Raw genomic sequence first — 17,985 nt, 5'->3', positions numbered from 1 at the left:
CTGTCACAGGAATCTCCCGATATACGCCCGGGAAAGCGAAAAGAATGCCGAGACCTCGGCTATAGCGTCACGAACACGGCCGTAACACTAGATAGGGTCAGTAAAAACTGACGTAAATGATGCTGTTTATGCAGCAGCTGGCGGGTAACACGCAACACGCGTGTTTCAGATGGGCCTCAGGAATCCACTCGATCCCTTAAAGCGGTCATCAATCAACATAACTTTTACCTAAAATCCACGAAAGAAACAAGTGCTTATTTATAGCCTGTATTTTGCGACGAACCATGAATTAACGATAATCCACAAATTTTAACAACGGTATACTATCGGAGCTCAAGGTTAAAACACCTAAATTCAATTGTTTAAGCAGTAACGCTCTACGAGAAATAGAACGTCTCTTTTTTTCCGAACGTATATTTTCCTAAAATTTCACTTACAAAGGAGGGCGATGAGTTGCTGTCAGTGACCATCTAACCCCAGGCTCAGCGGTCGAAATTCTGCCCGTGTAGATTCTACGCCGTTGCCCTCTTATGCCCGATGCAAGATCTTTTCCTGATATTCGACTAACTCAAACTTGTTTGACTATCTAATGATTGCCTCATCCTAGGCTAGCTCTCGCTACTGAGATCGCAATGCGTTCAGTTGGCGATACCCCTCCATCTCCAGCCTCCACTTACTGCGTGGAAAACCCTGAGCGCCCCCTGTGCCTGCTGTGCTCATGTCAGTGTCACCGAGCGGGAGAAGGCAAGCTCTTCTTTGCGACCCAAACAACTACCGACTACATAGTGGGAGAAATCACCATGCTCAGCGACACGATAATTCGCAAATCCAAACCAAAGAAAAAACCATACAAGATTGCCGACTCTGGCGGACTCTACCTAATCGTTTTCCCGACTGGCGGACGCAGTTTTCGATGGGATTATCGTTACGATGGCAGGAGAAAAACGCTGACATTCGGCCTATATCCCGCTGTTGGCCTCGCACAGGCCCGCGAGTGGACGGCAACAGCACGTAAGCAACTAGCTGAAGGGCTAGACCCGGCAGTTCAACGCAAGATCGAGAAAGCAAGTGCATTTCTGGACAACGCGTGCACATTCGAAGTGGTTTCTCGCGAGTGGGTGGAGGCCCACCTATCGGAAAAGTCTCAGTCACACCGAGAGCGCTCCATCGCCCTGCTGAAAAATGATCTTATGCCGATTCTGGGGGGCATCCCGATGCGGGACCTCAATGCCGTGCTGTTGCTCGGGGCTCTGCGCAGAATCGAAGCCCGCAGTGTGGACATGGCCAACCGTGCCAGGTCTATGGCGGGGCAGATCCTGCGCTACGCGGTGGCAACAGGCAGAGCTGAGCGAGACTTCACTCCGGACCTGCGCGGCGCATTGCGCAAACACCAGGGCTCACATTACGACGCTATCGTTGACCCATTAATGTTTGCTGAACTGATGCTGCTAATAGATCAGTACGAGGGTAGCATGACCGTTCGCAACGCACTAAAAATCGCCCCACTATTGATGTTGCGCCCCGGCGAGCTGCGCCATATGACCTGGGAGCATGTCAACTGGGAGCTGCAACAACTAGAGTTTCCAGCGGGATTTATGAAAGACAAATCACGATCGCACGTTGTGCCCCTGTCTCGACAAGCCGTGAGTATTTTGGAGGAGCAATACCGATACTGCGGGGCTTTCAGCTACGCCTTTCCATCTGCCCATGGGCGTAGAAAACACATGGGTCCTACCGCCATGCAGAAAGCGTTGAAAACCCTGGTCCCCCTAGGGATCCAGCAGAGCGTGCATGGGTTTCGTGCGTCGGCACGCACGATTATGGAGGAAGTGCTGAACGTGCCGCCCCACTTGCTCGAACATCAACTGCATCACATGGTGCGGGATCCAAATAGGCGAGCCTACAACCGCACTGTTCACCTCAATGCCCGCCGAGAAATGCTGCAAAATTGGGCGGACTGGCTGGATACCCAAAAGGCAGAAATCGCTAATCGCATGCAGCGAGAAAAACAGCAACATGGAGCAAGCTCGTCAGCCACGAAGGATGGCCAGAGCCAACTCGAGATTTTTTTCGAGGAAACCTGAGGCTGGATCGGTAATAACTAATTGCGGGAGTTTCGGAGGGAATAAGCCGGCCTGATCATCAATGATGACGTACTGCCCAATGTCTTCTCTATCTCGTAGATACATCTCAACCTCCAGCCAGCGCATGGGTATTCCCGCCGGAATGCGTCGCACCAGCGGCGTCGCATCGATGATCTGATTACCAAAGATTGGCTGAAAGGCTCGCAGGCTGAACTCTAGGCGCCAAGTGGAGGTCACTACAATTTTTGCACCGGATTGTTCACACAAGCGGTTTACTCGAGCCACCTGTTCTGGCAGGAAAAAATTGTGTCCGATTTGCACCTGAGCCCAATGCATTGGCACCTGCTGGCCAGCGGGGTGTACAACTCCATCAAAGTCCAGGAAAACAATACGTTGTGCCATCATCTAGCTGCTAGACCTTCTACCGCGGGGGATATTTCCCCTCACTGCCTTTACTTTGAAAGCGCCTCCTCGTCGTCCTCAGTGTAGTAATACTCCTGTGGGGACCGAAGAAACTGCATGATTTCACCATACCGCCAAGAAGAGCCGCCGGTAAAAAACTTTTTCGGCGGAGGGGCCCGCCGAAGCTCAATCCAGCGATACCAGGTGGATGAGGATACACCCACCAGCCGTAAAACCTCCGGGAGTCGCAGGAGGCGATCCGGGTGTTCGCCCAGAAGCCGCTGGATGTCATTCGGGTCTGTTTTATCTCGCTTCATTATGCACCTAGGGAGTTGTGGGTTCAGCTCGTAGCCTACCCTCAAAGGCCACCCGCGGCGGCCGTGGGCACCCGAGTTTGAAGGGGCGGTCGTGGCTGATCTCGACCTATCGGTGACGATCCGCTACCCGAGAAAGTGCCGAAATCACCTGAAACAAAATCTCACGCTCCTGCTCCAATACAGAGAATTGCTCACGAAGGTCCTGGAGTTGCCGGTCGCAAAAGAAAAAAGCAGGTGACACCAAGCGGAGTAGCTCGGGATCGATCTCCCTGAGTTCGTGCCGTCGAATTTCCTCATGACCCTGGCTTATTCGGTAGCTATCCCAACGCTGCCAAACCCTGCGATGAAGTTCGCGCAACAACCTAGGGTTATAGATCCGACGGGGCCCAATATGTGGACTCCCGAGGGGAAATTGTCTGACCACAAAAAACGAGAGTTTTTCGACTAGATCGCCCGCTTGGGGCCCAGAGAGTACCGTCAACTCTACATCGGTGGGCGTTAAGTAGAGACGCCACAGCTCGGTGGAAATCCATAGGTCATAGGGACCTGTCTGAGGATCTACGCTGCGCAGTAAATAATCGAGTTCGTCCACACCGGGAAAGTCCCGCATCTCGAGGTACGATTGCATTTCCATGTCTTGCTCCGTGATAGTCCAATTGTCAAGTTAATCACGTGACGCTATGAGGTCAGTCATCCGCATCAAGTTTGCACTTCTGAGCATCGATCCAATCCGCCCAGCGCTGTAACATTTCTCGGCGCGCATCCAAATGACTGGTGCGGTTGTAGGCGCGTCCAGTACTGTCGCGAACCATATGATGCAGCTGAGCCTCCAGTAAGTCGGGGCGCTCGCCCAGTACTTCATCCATGATTGTGCGTGCGGATGCGCGAAAACCATGCACCGTATGAACCGAGTTTGCGTATCCCATATTGCGTAACGCAGCACGCATGCCATTCTCACTCATACAGCGGCGGCGCCCATGGCCGGAGGGAAACACCGGTGAAAAGCGTCCATTGAAACGCTGCTGTTCGCGCAAAATCGCCAGCGCCTGCGTGGAAAGCGGTACGATTTGCGCGCGGTCTTTTCTTTTCATGTAGCCGACTGGGAATTCCAATTGCTCCAGCTCCCAGTTCACATACTCCCAAGTCATATGGCGTAGTTCGCCCGGCCGCAACATCAATAGCGGGGCGATTTTTAACGCATTGCGAACTGTCATAGTGCCGTCGTAGTAATCGATGGCGAGCATCAACCTTGCGAATGCTTTCGGATCGGTGATGGCTGGGTAGTGGGATTTATGATGGGTCCGTAATGCACCGCGCAGGTCAGAAGAGAAATCTCGCTCTGCCCTACCCGTCGCTACCGCGTAGCGAAGGATCTGGCCCGCCAGCACTCTGGCACGGTGAGCCATGTCTACACTGCGGGATTCAACCTTGCGCAGGGCCCCGAGCAACAACACGGCATTGAGATCCCGCATCGGGATACCACCCAGCACTGGTATGAGGTCGTTTTCCAACAGGGCCATGGAACGCGTTTTGTGCGAATTAGACTTGTCCGCAAGATTCATCTCTGCCCACTCGCGCGCAACGGCCTCAAAAGTCTCATCGCTATTGAGATAGGCAGTGGCCTTTTGGACCTTACGCTCGATCGCTGGATCAATGCCTTTGGCAAGCTTGGAGTGAGCCTCGTCGGCCAGGCTCCGAGCCTCAGCCAGACTGACCCGAGGAAACAGCCCCAGGGTCAGCGTTTTGCGCTTGTCTCCATACCGATAATCCAGACGCCAGCTGCGGCCGCCGGAAGGCAGCACGTAAAGGTAGAGCCCGGCACCATCGGTCAGTTTGTAGCCGCGCTCCCGGGGCTTGGCCTTTTGCACGGCGGTAGCGGTCAATTTGCCCATGCGCGCCCTCCCCAATGCTGCGGAGTGACGGTATGCGGACTCGAAACGGCGTGAATACCGCTAGAAATACCGTAAACGGGGCGGGTTTTGGTGGCATCGGGTGCCACGGGATGGGAAAGGTACCGCGAGCTGATTTGAGGAAAATCAGGCAGTTGGAGACGGAATAAACCGAAACGGGATAGAAAGTTGGTCGGAGTGGCCGGATTTGAACCGACGACCACCACACCCCCAGTGTGGTGCGCTACCAGGCTGCGCTACACTCCGATAAGAGCAAATCAAGCGGGGTAAAAGTTACGTAAGTGCTTGATTTATAAGGGGCATCGCTTTGCGATGAGGCGCAAATCATACCGAAGTACGGTGGGAATGCAAGCCCGTTTTGCGCCTTTTTGGCCCTGATTAGATCAGGCTTCCACTTCCAGCAATTCCAGCACACCTTCCAGCTCTGCGATCATCTGCGGGATCACCTGGTTCAGCTGTACCGTCTGCACTTTCTCGGAGCTGCCACTTTCCATCTGCAGGCGTGCGCCGCCGATGGTGTAGCCCTCTTCGTACAGGAGTGCGCGGATCTGGCGGATGAGGATGACATCCTGGTGCTGATAGTAGCGGCGGTTGCCGCGACGTTTGACCGGGCTGAGCTGCGGGAATTCCTGCTCCCAGTAGCGCAGTACATGCGGTTTGACTGCACAAAGCTCACTCACTTCACCAATGGTGAAATAGCGTTTCCCCGGGATTACGGGGAGCTCGCTGTTATGACTCGCTTCCAGCATCTTCTTCTACTCGTGCCTTGAGTTTTTGCCCCGGCTTGAAGGTAACTACCCTTCTTGCGGAAATGGGGATTTCTTCGCCAGTCTTGGGGTTCCGTCCCGGACGCTGGCTTTTGTCACGCAGATCGAAATTGCCAAACCCCGACAGTTTGACCTGCTCGTTATTTTCAAGAGCGTTGCGGATTTCCTCGAAGAAAAACTCGACGATCTCTTTGGCTTCGCGCTTGTTAAAACCCAGCTCTTCGTACAACTTCTCGGCGAGCCCGGCTTTGGTCAGTGCCTCTGTCATTGGTTCCTGCCCAACAGATTCAGAGGCGTCGACTCCCGGTTTTTAAGCCTGGTACCGCATTGGCTTGGAACCCGGAGGCAGACGCTCTCGGGATACGCGCATCAGCCACGTATCCCGGAGCTTTTCCAGTTTAGCGCAGGCTGGCGTTGTATTTTTGTTCTAGTTCAGAAACAACCGCTTGCACGGCGGCATTGATTTCTTCGTCGTTAAGGGTGCGCGAGGGATGCTGAAAGGTCAAGCCCATGGCAACACTTTTTCTATTAAAATCAATGCCTTTGCCCTGATAGACGTCAAAAATGTTGAAGTCCGTCAAAAATTCACCCGCCGCCTTGACTGCTGATTCAGCCAATTGGCCGACGGGCGTGTCAACATCCGCCAACACGGCCAGGTCGCGGCGCACCTCCGGGAATTTGGACAGCGGAGTAAAGGCAGGAATGACCGCTTGCCCCAACCCATCCAGGCTCAGCTCAAACAGGAACGCGGCCTTGGGCAGGTCATAGGCCTTTTGCAGTTCCGGATGCAGAGCACCCAGCACGCCCACAGGCTTGCCGTTGCGCAGCAGCTCGGCGCACTGTCCCGGGTGCAGCGCGGGGTGCTTGGCGGGCGCGAAGGTAAACTCGGCTTCGGCCTCGTAGTGGGCGAGCATGGCTTCCACGTCCGCCTTGATGTCGTAGAAGTCCACCAGATCCTTGGAGCCGGTCCAGCCTTCCGGCTGGCGGGCACCGTAGATCAGGCCGGCGATCATGCGCTCCTGTTGCAGCGCCTCACCCTCTTTACCCGGCACGAAACGCAAACCGGTCTCGAACAGGCGCAGGCGGTCCTGCTGGCGGTTAAGGTTGTACTGCAGGGCTTTTACCAGGCCCGCCATCAGGTTCGTGCGCATCACGGACAGTTCTGCGCTGATGGGGTTCTGCAGCGCCACCGGCTCCACTTCCGGATCGAATTTGGCAGAGGCGTCGCTGTCGATAAAGCTGAAGGTAATGGCCTCCTGGTAGCCGCGGGACAGCAGGGTCTGCTCCAGGCGGGACTGGGCCACTGCGGCTTCGGCGCGCGGCACGATATCCAGGGACGCCTTCAAGGCCACGCTGGGGATGCGGTTATAGCCGTATACGCGGGCCAGCTCTTCCAGCAGGTCGGATTCGATGGAGATATCGAAACGGAAGCTCGGCACCAGGAAGGTCCAGCCTTCACTGTCTTCACCGATCTTTTCCAGGCCCAGGCGGGTGATGATCTCGACGATCTCGGCATCGCTCATCTCGATACCCAGGCCACCGCTGACACGCTGGCGACGCAGGGTGATATTGCGCTCGGCCGGCATGGCTTCGGTGACTTCACGCAGGTGCACCGGGCCGGGCTCACCGCCGACGATATCCAGCAGCAGCTGAGTGGCGCGCTCGACCGCTTTCTCCTGCAGGCGGTAGTCCACGCCGCGCTCAAAGCGGTGAGAGGAATCCGTGTGCAGGCCATAGGAGCGTGCTTTACCGGCAATGGCCAGCGGGCTGAAGAAGGCGCTTTCCAGGAAGATGTCCCGGGTAGACTTGGTGACGGAGGAATCCAGGCCACCCATGATGCCGGCGATGGCCAGCGGGCCTTTTTCGTCGGCGATCAGCAGGGTGTCATCTTTCAGTTCGACTTCCTGCTCGTCCAGCAGGGTGAGCTTTTCGCCCTGCTCTGCCATGCGCACCTTGATGCCGCCACTGAGTTTGGCGAGGTCGAAGGCGTGCATGGGCTGGCCCAGCTCGAGCAATACGTAGTTGGTCACATCGACCACCGGATCGATGCTGCGCAGGCCACTGCGACGCAGGCGCTCCTGCATCCACAGCGGGGTTTCCGCGTCGATATTGATGTTGCGAATCACGCGGCCCACGTAGCGCGGGCAGGCGTCTTCAGCGAGCAGGGAAACCTGCAGGCTGTCGTCGATGGCGGGGGCAACCGGGTCGATGGCTGGCGGCGTCACTTCACAGCGGTTCAGCACACCCACTTCACGGGCGATACCGGCGACGCCGAGGCAGTCGGAACGGTTCGGGGTCAGGTCGACCTCAATGGTGCTGTCGTCCAGCTTTAGGTATTCACGCAGGTCGGTGCCGGTAACTGCATCTTCCGGCAGCTCCCAGATACCGTCGCTGTCATCACCCAGCTCCAGTTCGGTCTGGGCACACAGCATGCCGAAGCTCTCGACACCGCGCAGCTTGGCTTTTTTGATTTTGAAGTCGCCAGGCAGTTTGGCGCCTACCAGGGCAAAAGGAATCTTGATGCCGGTGCGCGCATTGGGTGCACCGCAAACCACTTGCATCTCCCCTTCCGGGTGGCCTTTCACTTTACAGACGCGCAGCTTGTCGGCGTCCGGGTGCTGTTCACAGGCGACGATTTCACCCACAACCACTCCGGAAAATGCGCCGGCTACTGGCTCTACGGCGTCCACTTCCAGGCCCGCCATGGTGATCTGGTCGGCCAGCTGTTGTGCTGTCAGGTCCGGGTTTACCCACTCCCGTAACCAGGCGTTGCTGAATTTCATAGTCTTTCTCTGATTCTGAATTCTGTTTCGCGCTTTGCGCGGTTCGCCCGCTGAGCGGGCTCCTACAAGTTGGATCCGATTTAGAACTGCTTGAGGAAGCGCAGGTCGTTGTCGAAGAACAGGCGCAGGTCGTTTACGCCGTAGCGCAGCATGGCCATGCGCTCGACGCCGAGGCCGAAGGCAAAGCCGGAGTATTTTTCGCTGTCGATGTCGCAAGACGCGAATACGTTCGGGTGCACCATGCCGCAGCCGAGAATTTCCAGCCAGCCGGTACCGGAACACACTCGGCAGCCTTCACCGCCACAGTTGGTGCACTGGATGTCCGCTTCTGCAGAGGGCTCGGTGAACGGGAAGTAGGACGGACGGAAACGCACCGGCACATCCGCTTCAAAGAAGGCCTTCAGGAACTGGTCGATACAGCCTTTCAGGTGCGCAAAGCTCACGCCCTCGTCGATGACCAGGCCTTCTACCTGGTGGAACATGGGCGAGTGGGTGACGTCGGAATCACAGCGGTACACGCGGCCGGGGCAGATGATACGCAGGGGCGGATTGGTCTTTTCCATGGTGCGGATCTGCACCGAGGAAGTGTGCGTGCGCAGTACTGTGGAGGGGTCGATGTAGAAGGTGTCATGCATCGCCCGCGCCGGGTGGTGGGCGGGAATGTTCAGGGCTTCGAAGTTGTAGTAGTCGCCTTCGACTTCCGGGCCCTGCTCGACAGAAAAGCCGAGGCGCTGGAAGATTTCTTCAATGCGGCGCAGGGTACGGGTGATGGGGTGCATGCTGCCCTGCTCTTCACCACGGCCCGGCAGGGTAACGTCGATGGTTTCTTTCGCCAGCTTTTCTTCAATGGCGGCTTTTTCCATCGCGGTGCGGCGCGCATTGATCGCTTCCTGCACCTGCTGCTTGGCTTCGTTGATCTTCGCTCCCGCCGCCGGACGCTCTTCTGCGGACAGCTTGCCCAGACTTTTCAGCAGTGCGGTGATCTGGCCTTTTTTACCCAGGTAATCTACCCGCACCTGGTCCAGTGCCGCGAGGTCACCGGCATTTTCTACCAGCGCCAGCGCCTGCTCGGTGAGGGATTGCAACTCTTGCATTGAAACCTTCTCGTTCTATCGATGAGTGACAACTAATACTTAGGGAACCTCTGATTAAGTCCGTGATGCCTCAGGCTTTCAGAGCGGTTCACAATCAAGGCGTGGCTTCACAGGAATGTCTAGACCTTTCAAGAAGTCACAACACAGAGTGTGAATCGCTCTGAAAGCCCCGCAGGGCGCGACCTGAAGACAGCATCTGCTGCGTTGCAGCTCTTGTAAAGGGCTAGCCATTCACTGCGAGCTGCGCCTTACAGCTACTGCCTTCAGGTCACGCTGAGGCATTACGGACTTAAACAGAGGTTCCCTCGTTTCCGCAGCGGATAATAGCAGTCCACTGCGTCAGAAATTCGTTCTGTATAGACAATACAGATAAAAAAATAGGGAAGAGCCAAACAGCCCTTCCCTATTTTTAAAGCATAAATCTGCCCTTACGGGCCGATTTATTCTGCAGGCGCTAATTAAGCTGCCAGGGCTGCCTTGGCTTTTTCAACTACGGCAGCAAAAGCGGCTTTATCGTATACCGCCAGATCAGCCAGAACACGGCGATCCAGTGCGATATCCGCCTTCTTCAGGCCAGCAATCAGTCGGCTGTAGCTCAGGCCTTCAGCGCGGGACTGGGCGTTGATACGCGTGATCCACAGAGCGCGGAAGTTACGCTTCTTAACGCGACGGTCGCGGTAAGCGTACTGACCAGCTTTGATGACTGCCTGCTTGGCTACGCGGAATACGCGAGAACGCGCACCGTAGTAACCTTTAGCCTGCTTCAGAATTTTCTTGTGACTACGACGCGCCACTACACCACGTTTTACACGGGCCATATCAATATCCTCTTAAAACTTTACGTGTGCAGCCAATTACTTGGCGCGCAGCATACGATCGACCAGGGTGGCATCAGACTTGTTCAAAGTGTTGGTGCCGCGCAGCTGACGCTTACGCTTGGTGGTCATCTTGGTGAGGATGTGGCTCTTGTTAGCGTGCTTGTGCTTGTAGCCCGAAGCGGTCTTCTTGAAACGCTTTGCAGCGCCAGAATGTACTTTTGCTTTCGGCATTTTGTACTCCAAAGTGAATAGTGGCCCACGAATGGGCTTTGTTAATAGGCCACAGGCCAAGGCCTGCGACTGTGCGGGAGTGAGAAGGCAGCCGTCGCCCGATCACTTCCCGAAAAGAAGGTGCAGAGAGAACCCTACGCCTTACTTTTTCTTTTTACTGGGCGCGATGACCATGATCATCTGACGGCCTTCCATCTTCGGCCGCTGCTCCACAGTACCCAGCTCCTCGAGATCTTTCTCGATGCGCTGCATCATTTCCATTCCCAGCTCCTGGTGGGCCATTTCACGGCCGCGGAAGCGCAGGGATACTTTTGCCTTGTCCCCGGCTTCCAGGAAGCGGGTCAGGTTGCGCAGCTTGATCTGGTAGTCGCCGATATCGGTACCGGGACGGAACTTCATTTCCTTGATCTGCTGCTGCTTTTGTTTCTTCTTAGCCGCATTTTTGGCCTTCTTGGCCTCAAAAATGTGCTTACCATAGTCCATGATTTTGCAGACTATGGGATCGGAGTCCGAGGCAATTTCAACGAGATCCAGGCTGGCTTTCTGCGCTTGTTCCAGCGCCTCTTCCAGAGAGACGATACCTACCTGTTCACCATCTGCACCAATCAGTCGCAGTTGCGACGCCTCGATCTGATCATTGATGCGGGCCTTCTTGGACTTTCCTTTCATATCTCGTTTAATAACACTCGTCTCCGATAATTAACAAAATTGCCTATTGGGGCGCTTATTCAGCTGCACCCTCAATAGACGAACGGCCGCGGCGACCCACATCCCGGCGGAGGAGCTCAAGGAATGACTCATAAGTCATAGTTCCGAGGTCCTCACCGCTACGTGTCCGCACGGCGACCGTCTGGTTTTCCACTTCCTTATCGCCGATGACCAGCAGATAAGGGACACGCTGAAGCGTGTGCTCGCGGATTTTAAAGCCGATCTTCTCGTTTCTCAAGTCAGCAGCGGCGCGGAAACCTTCTGCACCCAGCTTGGACTCAAGGTTTTTGCAATACTCGGACTGACGATCGGTGATATTTAGTACCGCCACCTGCTGGGGCGCCAGCCAGGTCGGGAAGGCGCCTTCGTAGTTTTCGATCAGAATGCCCATGAAACGCTCGAACGACCCAAGGGTCGCACGGTGCAGCATCACCGGGGTCTGACGGGATCCATCTTCCGCCACATATTGGGCATCCAGGCGGCCCGGCATGGAGAAGTCCACCTGAATGGTGCCGCACTGCCAAACACGGCCGAGGCAGTCTTTCAGGGAGAACTCGATCTTGGGCCCGTAGAAGGCACCCTCACCCGGCAGCTCTTCCCACGGCAGGTCTGCCGCGTTCAGTGCGTCCGCCAGGGCTTTCTCCGCCTTGTCCCAGCTTTCATCGGAGCCGACGCGCTGTTCCGGACGGGTAGATAAACGATAGATCACTTCTTCGAAGCCGAAGTCTTTATAGACCGCGTGCAGCAGGTCCATGAACTCGGATACTTCGGACTGGATCTGGTCTTCGGTACAGAAGATGTGGCCATCGTCCTGCACAAAGCCGCGCACACGCATCAGGCCGTGCAGGGAGCCGGACGGCTCACTGCGGTGACAGGAGCCGAACTCCGCCAGGCGCAGGGGCAGATCGCGGTAGCTGCGCAGGCCCTGATTGAACACCTGCACGTGACACGGGCAGTTCATGGGCTTGATGGCGAACTGACGCTCTTCGCTGGTCAGGGTGAACATGTCGTCGCCGAACTTGTCGGCGTGACCGGATTTCTGCCACAGGGAGAAGTCCACCAGCTGCGGGGTCTTGATCTCTTTATAGCCGCGCTCGCGCTGACGCTCACGCATGTACTGCTCAACGGTGCTGTACACGGTCCAGCCGTTGGGGTGCCAGAACACCATGCCCGGCGCTTCTTCCTGAATATGGAACAGGTCGAACTTCTTCGCCAGCTTGCGGTGATCGCGCTTTTCCGCTTCCGCGATACGGTGCAGATACGCCTTGAGCTCTTTCTTGTTGGCCCAGGCAGTACCGTAAACACGGGTCAGCATTTCGTTTTTGGCATCGCCACGCCAATAGGCGCCGGCCACCTTGGTCAGCTTGAAGGCCTTCAATTTGCCGGTAGACGGCACGTGCGGGCCGCGGCACAGGTCTTCAAAGTCGCCCTGGCGGTACAGGGAGATGTCTTCGTTAGTGGGAATACTGGCGATAATCTCCGCCTTGTACTCTTCACCCATCTCACGGAAGTATTTGACCGCGTCATCGCGCGGCAGCAGGCGGCGGCTCACAGGAAGGTCTTCCTTGGCCAGCTCTTCCATACGCTTCTCGATCTTCTCGAGATCTTCCGGAGTAAACTGTCGCTCGTAGGCGAAATCGTAATAGAAGCCGTCTTCGATCACCGGGCCGATAGTGACCTGGGCACCGGGATAGAGCTGCTTGACCGCCTGGGCCAGCAGGTGCGCGGTGGAGTGACGGATGATCTCCAGCCCTTCCGGCTGGCGCTCGGTCACGATGGCGAGATCCGCATCGTGATCGATTACAAAACTGGTATCCACTTCCTTACCGTCGACAACGCCAGCCAGCGCAGCTTTCGCCAGACCGGGACCAATATCATTGGCAACGTCGAATACGGAAACAGGATTGGAGAATTCACGACGGGAACCGTCAGGGAGGGTAACAACAGGCATTGCACTTCCTTTTTCTGTCAGTGGCGATCCCTACGAAAGACCGCGTGATTCACAGAGTGTGAAGATTGGGCTTGGGCCCAGTGCGAGCTAGATCAGAACAGAAGAAAGAACTCGCAAGAAAATGGTAGACCCGAGCAGACTCGAACTGCTGACCTCTGCCATGTCAAGGCAGCGCTCTAACCAACTGAGCTACGGGTCTAGAAAGTTGCAGATTGGGGACATTCCATAAAACAGGCCCCGCTGCGAAGGAGGCGAACTTTAGCACCAGCTTTTTTGCTTTTCAACCGCCCAAATCAGAAAAAATTTCCGCCAATCAAGCACTTGGGGTATCGTGACCCGGCTGCAGGATGCAGCGCCGAGGCCGCCACCGTGTCCCACCGGTCTCTTATCGCAGTTTTGAAGGATGTTATGAACACCCCACCGAACAATAGCGCCACCAGCCACAGCGGTTTCCTGCTGGCACTGGGCGCCGCCGCCCTCTTCTCGATCAAGGCCATTTTCATCAAACTCGCCTACCGCTATGGGGTCGAGGTAGAGACTTTTATCCTACTGCGCATGGCGCTGGCACTGCCTTTCTATATCGCCATTCTTCTGCTGCTTTGCCGTCGCGGACAGTGGCAACCGACGAGCGGGCGCAACCTGCTGCTCACCATCGTATTGGGCCTCTGCAGCTACTACCTGGCCAGTTTTCTGGATCTACAGGGGCTGCGCTATATCAGCGCCAACTTCGAGCGACTGATCATTTACCTCTACCCCACCCTGGTGCTGATTCTCGGCTGGCTGTTTCTCGGCAAATCGGTCTCGCCGCGACAACTGGCGTGCCTCGCCGTTGCCTACGGAGGCATTTTGCTTATTTACTGGCAGGATCAGGGCTTCAGTACCGGCGTCGCGACACCCCCATGGGTGAGCCTGGACGGTGTCAGCTGGGGCGCCCTGCTGACCTTTGGCAGCGCCATCAGCTTTGCCCTGTATGTGGCATTCAGCGAGAGAGTGATCAAGACACTGGGGAGCCGGCAATTCACCGCCCTGGCCATGATGGCGGCCAGCGCAGCCATCGCCGTGCATTTCGCCATTCAGGGCGACTGGTCGCGCCTGCAGCAACCGTGGCCGGTTTATGCCTACGCACTGGCGGTGGCCTTCCTGTGTACGGTCATTCCATCGCTGATGATGAGCGCCGCCATTCTGCAGATCGGCTCCGCCACCACCGGCGCCATCGGCACATCCGGCCCCGTGGTAACACTGATTGCTGCGGCACTGGTGCTGGGCGAACCGTTTACCGCCCTTCACCTGGTCGGCATGACGGCCATTATTGGTAGCCTGCTGCTCATGAGAAAGGCCGCTGGAATTAAACAGTCCCAGCCGGCAGCAGAGAACATGCCGCAGACATCGGAAACCCAGCCCCGCTAATCAGCGGACATTTTCGCCTTATTCATCCCCATTCTGGGGCGCCGCGTCATCAGCCTGCGCGCGGCCGCCCCAGCTCCACCTCCGCGCCGGCAGAAATCAGCGCAATTGCCGCCCCGTTCAACACCAAACCCCAGTATTGGGCAGGGAGGCGCCCCGCTCTGGCACACAAGCACTGGCACGGTGCTTGCTACTTCAGAGGTGCGACCTTGCAAAAAATAATACGGGGACACATGGATGACCGCGATCGAACAACCCGCACCTCATCTCTACGATGAGATGCTGTGTAGCGAAGGTGTCCACGCGCACTACCAGGCCTATCTGCGATGGCTTGAAAATACGCCGGACGCGACCCTCGAGCAGAAACGCCGCGAGGCGGACACACTGTTCCGACGGTTCGGGATCACTTTCAACGTTTACGGTGAAGAAGAAGGTACCGAACGCCTGATTCCTTTCGACCTGATTCCCCGCATCATCCCAAGTTCGGAATGGAACCATCTGGAGCTCGGCCTGCGCCAGCGGGTCACTGCCCTGAACCGGTTCCTTCACGATATCTACCACGATCAGGAAATCCTCAATGCGGGCATCATTCCTGCCGAGCAGGTTCTGACCAACCAGCAGTTCCAGACGGCGATGCTCGGTGTTGACCTGCCCGGGAACAACTACATCCCGATTACCGGGGTTGACCTGATTCGCGACAGCAATGGCGAATACTTTGTACTGGAAGACAATTTGCGCACGCCCTCTGGCGTTTCCTACATGCTGGAAAACCGCAAGATGATGATGCGCCTGTTTCCGGAGCTGTTTCTGGCGCAAAGCGTGGCACCCGTAGAGCACTACCCCAACCTGCTGCTGGAAACCCTGCAAAGTGCCAGCGATGCCGACAGTCCATGCGTGGTAGTGCTTACCCCCGGGCGCTACAACAGCGCCTTCTTCGAGCACGCGTTTCTCGCACAGCAGATGGGCGTCCCCCTGGTGGAAGGGGCTGACCTCTTTGTCCGCAACGGCTGCGTTTTTATGCGCACCACCACCGGCCCGCGGCAGGTACACGTAATCTATCGCCGTATCGACGATGCGTTTCTCGACCCCCTCGCCTTCAACCCCGACTCCATGCTCGGCGTGCCCGGATTACTCTCCGCGTACCGGGATGGCAACATCATTCTTGCCAATGCCCTGGGTACCGGCGTCGCGGACGACAAGTCCATATACCCTTACGTTCCGAACATGATTCGTTTTTATCTGGACGAGGAGCCGATCCTCAATAATGTACCGACCTGGGTGTGCCGTCGCGAAGAAGACCTGAGCTATGTACTAGATCACCTGGAAGAGCTGGTCGTGAAGGAAGTGCACGGCGCCGGTGGATACGGAATGTTGATTGGCCCCAAAGCGAACCGCGATGAGCTGAACAAGTTCCGACAACTATTACGCGACAACCCAGCCAACTACATCGCCCAGCCCACCCTGTGCCTGTCTACCTGCCCGACGATGGTCAGCGAAGGCATCGCACCGCGACATATCGACCTGCGACCATTCGTATTGAGTGGTAGTGAGATAAAGCTGGTGCCCGGCGGCCTGACCAGGGTGGCCCTGCGCGAGGGCTCCCTGGTGGTCAACTCTTCCCAGGGCGGCGGCACCAAAGACACCTGGGTACTGGAGGGCAACCCATGTTGAGCCGCACTGCAAACAGCATTTACTGGATGGCAAGAAGTCTGGAGCGGGCAGAAAACCTCACCCGCCTGCTTGATGTCAGCCACAACATGTCACTAATGCCAAACTCCAAGGGCGGCCAGCAGGAACTACTTGCCCCGCTGACTATCACGGGTCGCCTGGATCAATTCAGGGAGACCTTTTCGCAACTGAGCGCAGAGGCGCTGCTGGAATTTTTCCTGTTTGACGAATGCAATGATGGTTCGATTTTCAGCTGCATTCGATCCGCTCGCGACAACGCCCACAGCGTGCGAGACAAGCTCTCTTCAGAGGCATGGGAAAGTATCAACACAACCTGGCTCGAGCTGCGCCATCGTCGCCAGCGCGGCATCAGTCACGAGGGCGTGAAAAGCCTGATCGACTGGATCAAGCAGCGCTCCCATGAATTTCGCGGTGCCGCTTACGGCACCATGCTGCACAACAACGTTTTTCACTTTATGCGCCTGGGCACCTTCATTGAGCGGGCAGACAATACCGCCCGCATTCTGCGGGTAAAGCTCGAAGTGATGGAATCGCAGCACAACAGCAACCACGCCATTGATTTTTACCAGTGGAATGCCCTGCTTCAGAGCCTCGGCGCCTACGAGGCCTACCACGTCAAATACACGGGAGGCCTAACCACCCGCAACGTCACCGAGCTGCTGATTCTCTCCGCGGAACTGCCACGCTCGCTGCGCTACTGTATCGGCGCACTGATGAGCCAGCTCATTGCCATTGAAGGCGACCAGGGTCAGGCCGCCAAACGTCTGTGCGCAGAGTTACACGCGCGACTGGAGTACGGCGAGGTCGACTTCATTACCCGCTTTGGCTTACACGAATATCTGAACGACCTGCTGCGACGAATTCACACCATCGGTGATGAAATTCACCGCAGCTACTGGGAGGGCGCATGAAACTCAGCATTGACCATGTCACCGACTTCACGTACGACACCGAAGTCACCCACAGCATCCAGTATTTGCGGCTTACGCCGCAGTCATCCGCGGGCCAACAGATCCTGCAGTGGCACCTGGATACGCCGGGCAATGTCCATCGAACAATCGACACTTACGGCAATGTGTTACACGTTTGCACCGTGGACCAGCCGCACCAGGGCATCACCATTCGCGCACAGGGTACTGCGGAGATTAGCGACACCGAGCAACCGGAAAACGATAGGCGAATTCCGCCAGAGGTTTTTCTACGCACCTCCCCGCTCACTGAAACCAGTGATGCGATACGCGAATTCACGCGAGGTTTCCGCCCCACCAATGAACAGGTGCAACCGGATCAGCACCAGCTAATCGAACTGATGGACGCACTTCTCGAGCGCATTCCCTACCGCAGTGGCATGACACACGTACAAAGCAGTGCGGCCGACGCCTTCGCCCAGGGATTCGGCGTTTGCCAGGATCACAGCCATATATTTATCGCCTGCTGTCGCTGGCTCGGTATTCCTGCGCGTTACGTCAGCGGCTATGTCCACGCCGGGGATGACCAGCATATTGCCAGCCACGCCTGGGCCGAGGCGTGGGTCGAAAATGCCTGGTACAGCTTTGATGTGAGCAACGGCCTGTCGCACGCCAACCACCACCTGAAACTCGCCCACGGAATTGATTACCTGGATGCATCGCCGGTGCGCGGGGTTCGCTGGGGTGGTGGCGCGGAAAGTATGCGCACCTATGCCCTGGTCGACCAGGTGGATCGCCGCGCCTCACAGCAACAGAGGCATCAGGCACAACGGCAACAGGAACAACAACAGGCACAGCAGTGAATCGGCTCATGACAACCCCCGCCGCTGGTGCTACCTTTCCTGCGCACATCACGCAC

Annotated in this window: 16 protein-coding genes and 2 tRNA genes; 5 read left to right on the top strand and 13 right to left on the bottom strand. The window is 56.7% G+C overall.

Annotated elements, in window-relative coordinates:
* Positions 1-800 precede the first annotated feature (800 nt).
* Positions 801-2,084: a tyrosine-type recombinase/integrase gene (locus LC059_RS04900; RefSeq protein ID WP_226702690.1), complete on the top strand. Its 1,284-nt coding sequence runs from the start codon at positions 801-803 to the stop codon at positions 2,082-2,084.
* Here the strand turns inward: LC059_RS04900 and LC059_RS04895 are convergent.
* The 13 genes from LC059_RS04895 to LC059_RS04835 form a co-directional block, all read right to left on the bottom strand.
* Entirely contained in the window at positions 2,031-2,489 is a 459-nt protein-coding gene (locus LC059_RS04895; protein WP_226702689.1) for an HAD domain-containing protein, read from the bottom strand. The two genes, LC059_RS04900 and LC059_RS04895, sit on opposite strands and share 54 nt — an antisense overlap.
* Before the next feature lie 47 nt (positions 2,490-2,536).
* The gene (locus LC059_RS18085; RefSeq protein ID WP_226702688.1) at positions 2,537-2,803 is read right to left on the bottom strand and encodes an AlpA family phage regulatory protein; all 267 of its coding nucleotides are present in this window, start codon (positions 2,801-2,803) and stop codon (positions 2,537-2,539) included.
* Between the two features lie 686 nt (positions 2,804-3,489).
* Positions 3,490-4,695, bottom strand: coding sequence for a tyrosine-type recombinase/integrase (locus LC059_RS04885; RefSeq protein ID WP_226702687.1), 1,206 nt, complete (start codon positions 4,693-4,695; stop codon positions 3,490-3,492).
* Positions 4,696-4,882: 187 nt separating this feature from the next.
* Positions 4,883-4,959: transfer RNA gene (locus tag LC059_RS04880), tRNA-Pro, on the bottom strand.
* Between the two features lie 137 nt (positions 4,960-5,096).
* Complete coding sequence (locus tag LC059_RS04875; RefSeq protein WP_226702686.1) at positions 5,097-5,462, bottom strand: MerR family transcriptional regulator; 366 nt, start codon at positions 5,460-5,462, stop codon at positions 5,097-5,099.
* On the bottom strand, positions 5,443-5,748 hold the full coding sequence (gene ihfA / locus LC059_RS04870; protein ID WP_010131375.1) for an integration host factor subunit alpha: 306 nt from the start codon (positions 5,746-5,748) through the stop codon (positions 5,443-5,445). The genes LC059_RS04875 and ihfA overlap by 20 nt, the downstream gene beginning before the upstream one ends.
* Positions 5,749-5,878: 130 nt before the next feature.
* The gene (pheT, locus tag LC059_RS04865; RefSeq protein WP_226702685.1) at positions 5,879-8,263 is read right to left on the bottom strand and encodes a phenylalanine--tRNA ligase subunit beta; all 2,385 of its coding nucleotides are present in this window, start codon (positions 8,261-8,263) and stop codon (positions 5,879-5,881) included.
* 80 nt (positions 8,264-8,343) lie between these two features.
* Positions 8,344-9,357: a phenylalanine--tRNA ligase subunit alpha gene (gene pheS, locus LC059_RS04860; protein ID WP_226702684.1), complete on the bottom strand. Its 1,014-nt coding sequence runs from the start codon at positions 9,355-9,357 to the stop codon at positions 8,344-8,346.
* A 458-nt stretch (positions 9,358-9,815) separates the two neighbouring features.
* Positions 9,816-10,175 carry a 50S ribosomal protein L20 gene (rplT, locus tag LC059_RS04855; protein ID WP_010131381.1) on the bottom strand — a complete coding sequence of 120 codons (360 nt, stop codon included), beginning with the start codon at positions 10,173-10,175 and terminating at the stop codon, positions 9,816-9,818.
* Between the two features lie 36 nt (positions 10,176-10,211).
* Positions 10,212-10,406 carry a 50S ribosomal protein L35 gene (gene rpmI, locus LC059_RS04850; RefSeq protein ID WP_010131383.1) on the bottom strand — a complete coding sequence of 65 codons (195 nt, stop codon included), beginning with the start codon at positions 10,404-10,406 and terminating at the stop codon, positions 10,212-10,214.
* A gap of 141 nt (positions 10,407-10,547) precedes the next feature.
* Entirely contained in the window at positions 10,548-11,075 is a 528-nt protein-coding gene (gene infC, locus LC059_RS04845; protein WP_207001857.1) for a translation initiation factor IF-3, read from the bottom strand.
* Positions 11,076-11,130: 55 nt separating this feature from the next.
* On the bottom strand, positions 11,131-13,065 hold the full coding sequence (gene thrS / locus LC059_RS04840) for a threonine--tRNA ligase (protein ID WP_226702683.1): 1,935 nt from the start codon (positions 13,063-13,065) through the stop codon (positions 11,131-11,133).
* Between the two features lie 122 nt (positions 13,066-13,187).
* Positions 13,188-13,264, bottom strand: a tRNA-Val gene (locus LC059_RS04835).
* Between the two features lie 209 nt (positions 13,265-13,473).
* On the opposite strand from LC059_RS04835, the gene LC059_RS04830 reads away from it, so the two are divergent.
* The 4 genes from LC059_RS04830 (at position 13,474) to LC059_RS04815 (ending at position 17,929) form a co-directional block, all read left to right on the top strand.
* Positions 13,474-14,472: a DMT family transporter gene (locus LC059_RS04830; RefSeq protein ID WP_226702682.1), complete on the top strand. Its 999-nt coding sequence runs from the start codon at positions 13,474-13,476 to the stop codon at positions 14,470-14,472.
* A 234-nt stretch (positions 14,473-14,706) separates the two neighbouring features.
* On the top strand, positions 14,707-16,140 hold the full coding sequence (locus LC059_RS04825; RefSeq protein WP_226702681.1) for a circularly permuted type 2 ATP-grasp protein: 1,434 nt from the start codon (positions 14,707-14,709) through the stop codon (positions 16,138-16,140).
* Entirely contained in the window at positions 16,134-17,069 is a 936-nt protein-coding gene (locus LC059_RS04820) for an alpha-E domain-containing protein (RefSeq protein WP_226702680.1), read from the top strand. Before LC059_RS04825 ends, LC059_RS04820 begins: the two co-directional genes overlap by 7 nt.
* Positions 17,066-17,929, top strand: a complete 864-nt coding sequence (locus LC059_RS04815) for a transglutaminase family protein (RefSeq protein ID WP_226702679.1) — start codon at positions 17,066-17,068, stop codon at positions 17,927-17,929. The genes LC059_RS04820 and LC059_RS04815 overlap by 4 nt, the downstream gene beginning before the upstream one ends.
* Positions 17,930-17,985: the final 56 nt, after the last annotated feature.

Origin of the sequence: Microbulbifer elongatus (assembly GCF_020524885.1) — a bacterium.
GTDB lineage: Bacteria > Pseudomonadota > Gammaproteobacteria > Pseudomonadales > Cellvibrionaceae > Microbulbifer > Microbulbifer elongatus_A.
The sequence above is the reverse complement of the archived record's forward strand: the minus strand, read 5'-3'. Positions and strand labels throughout refer to the sequence as shown.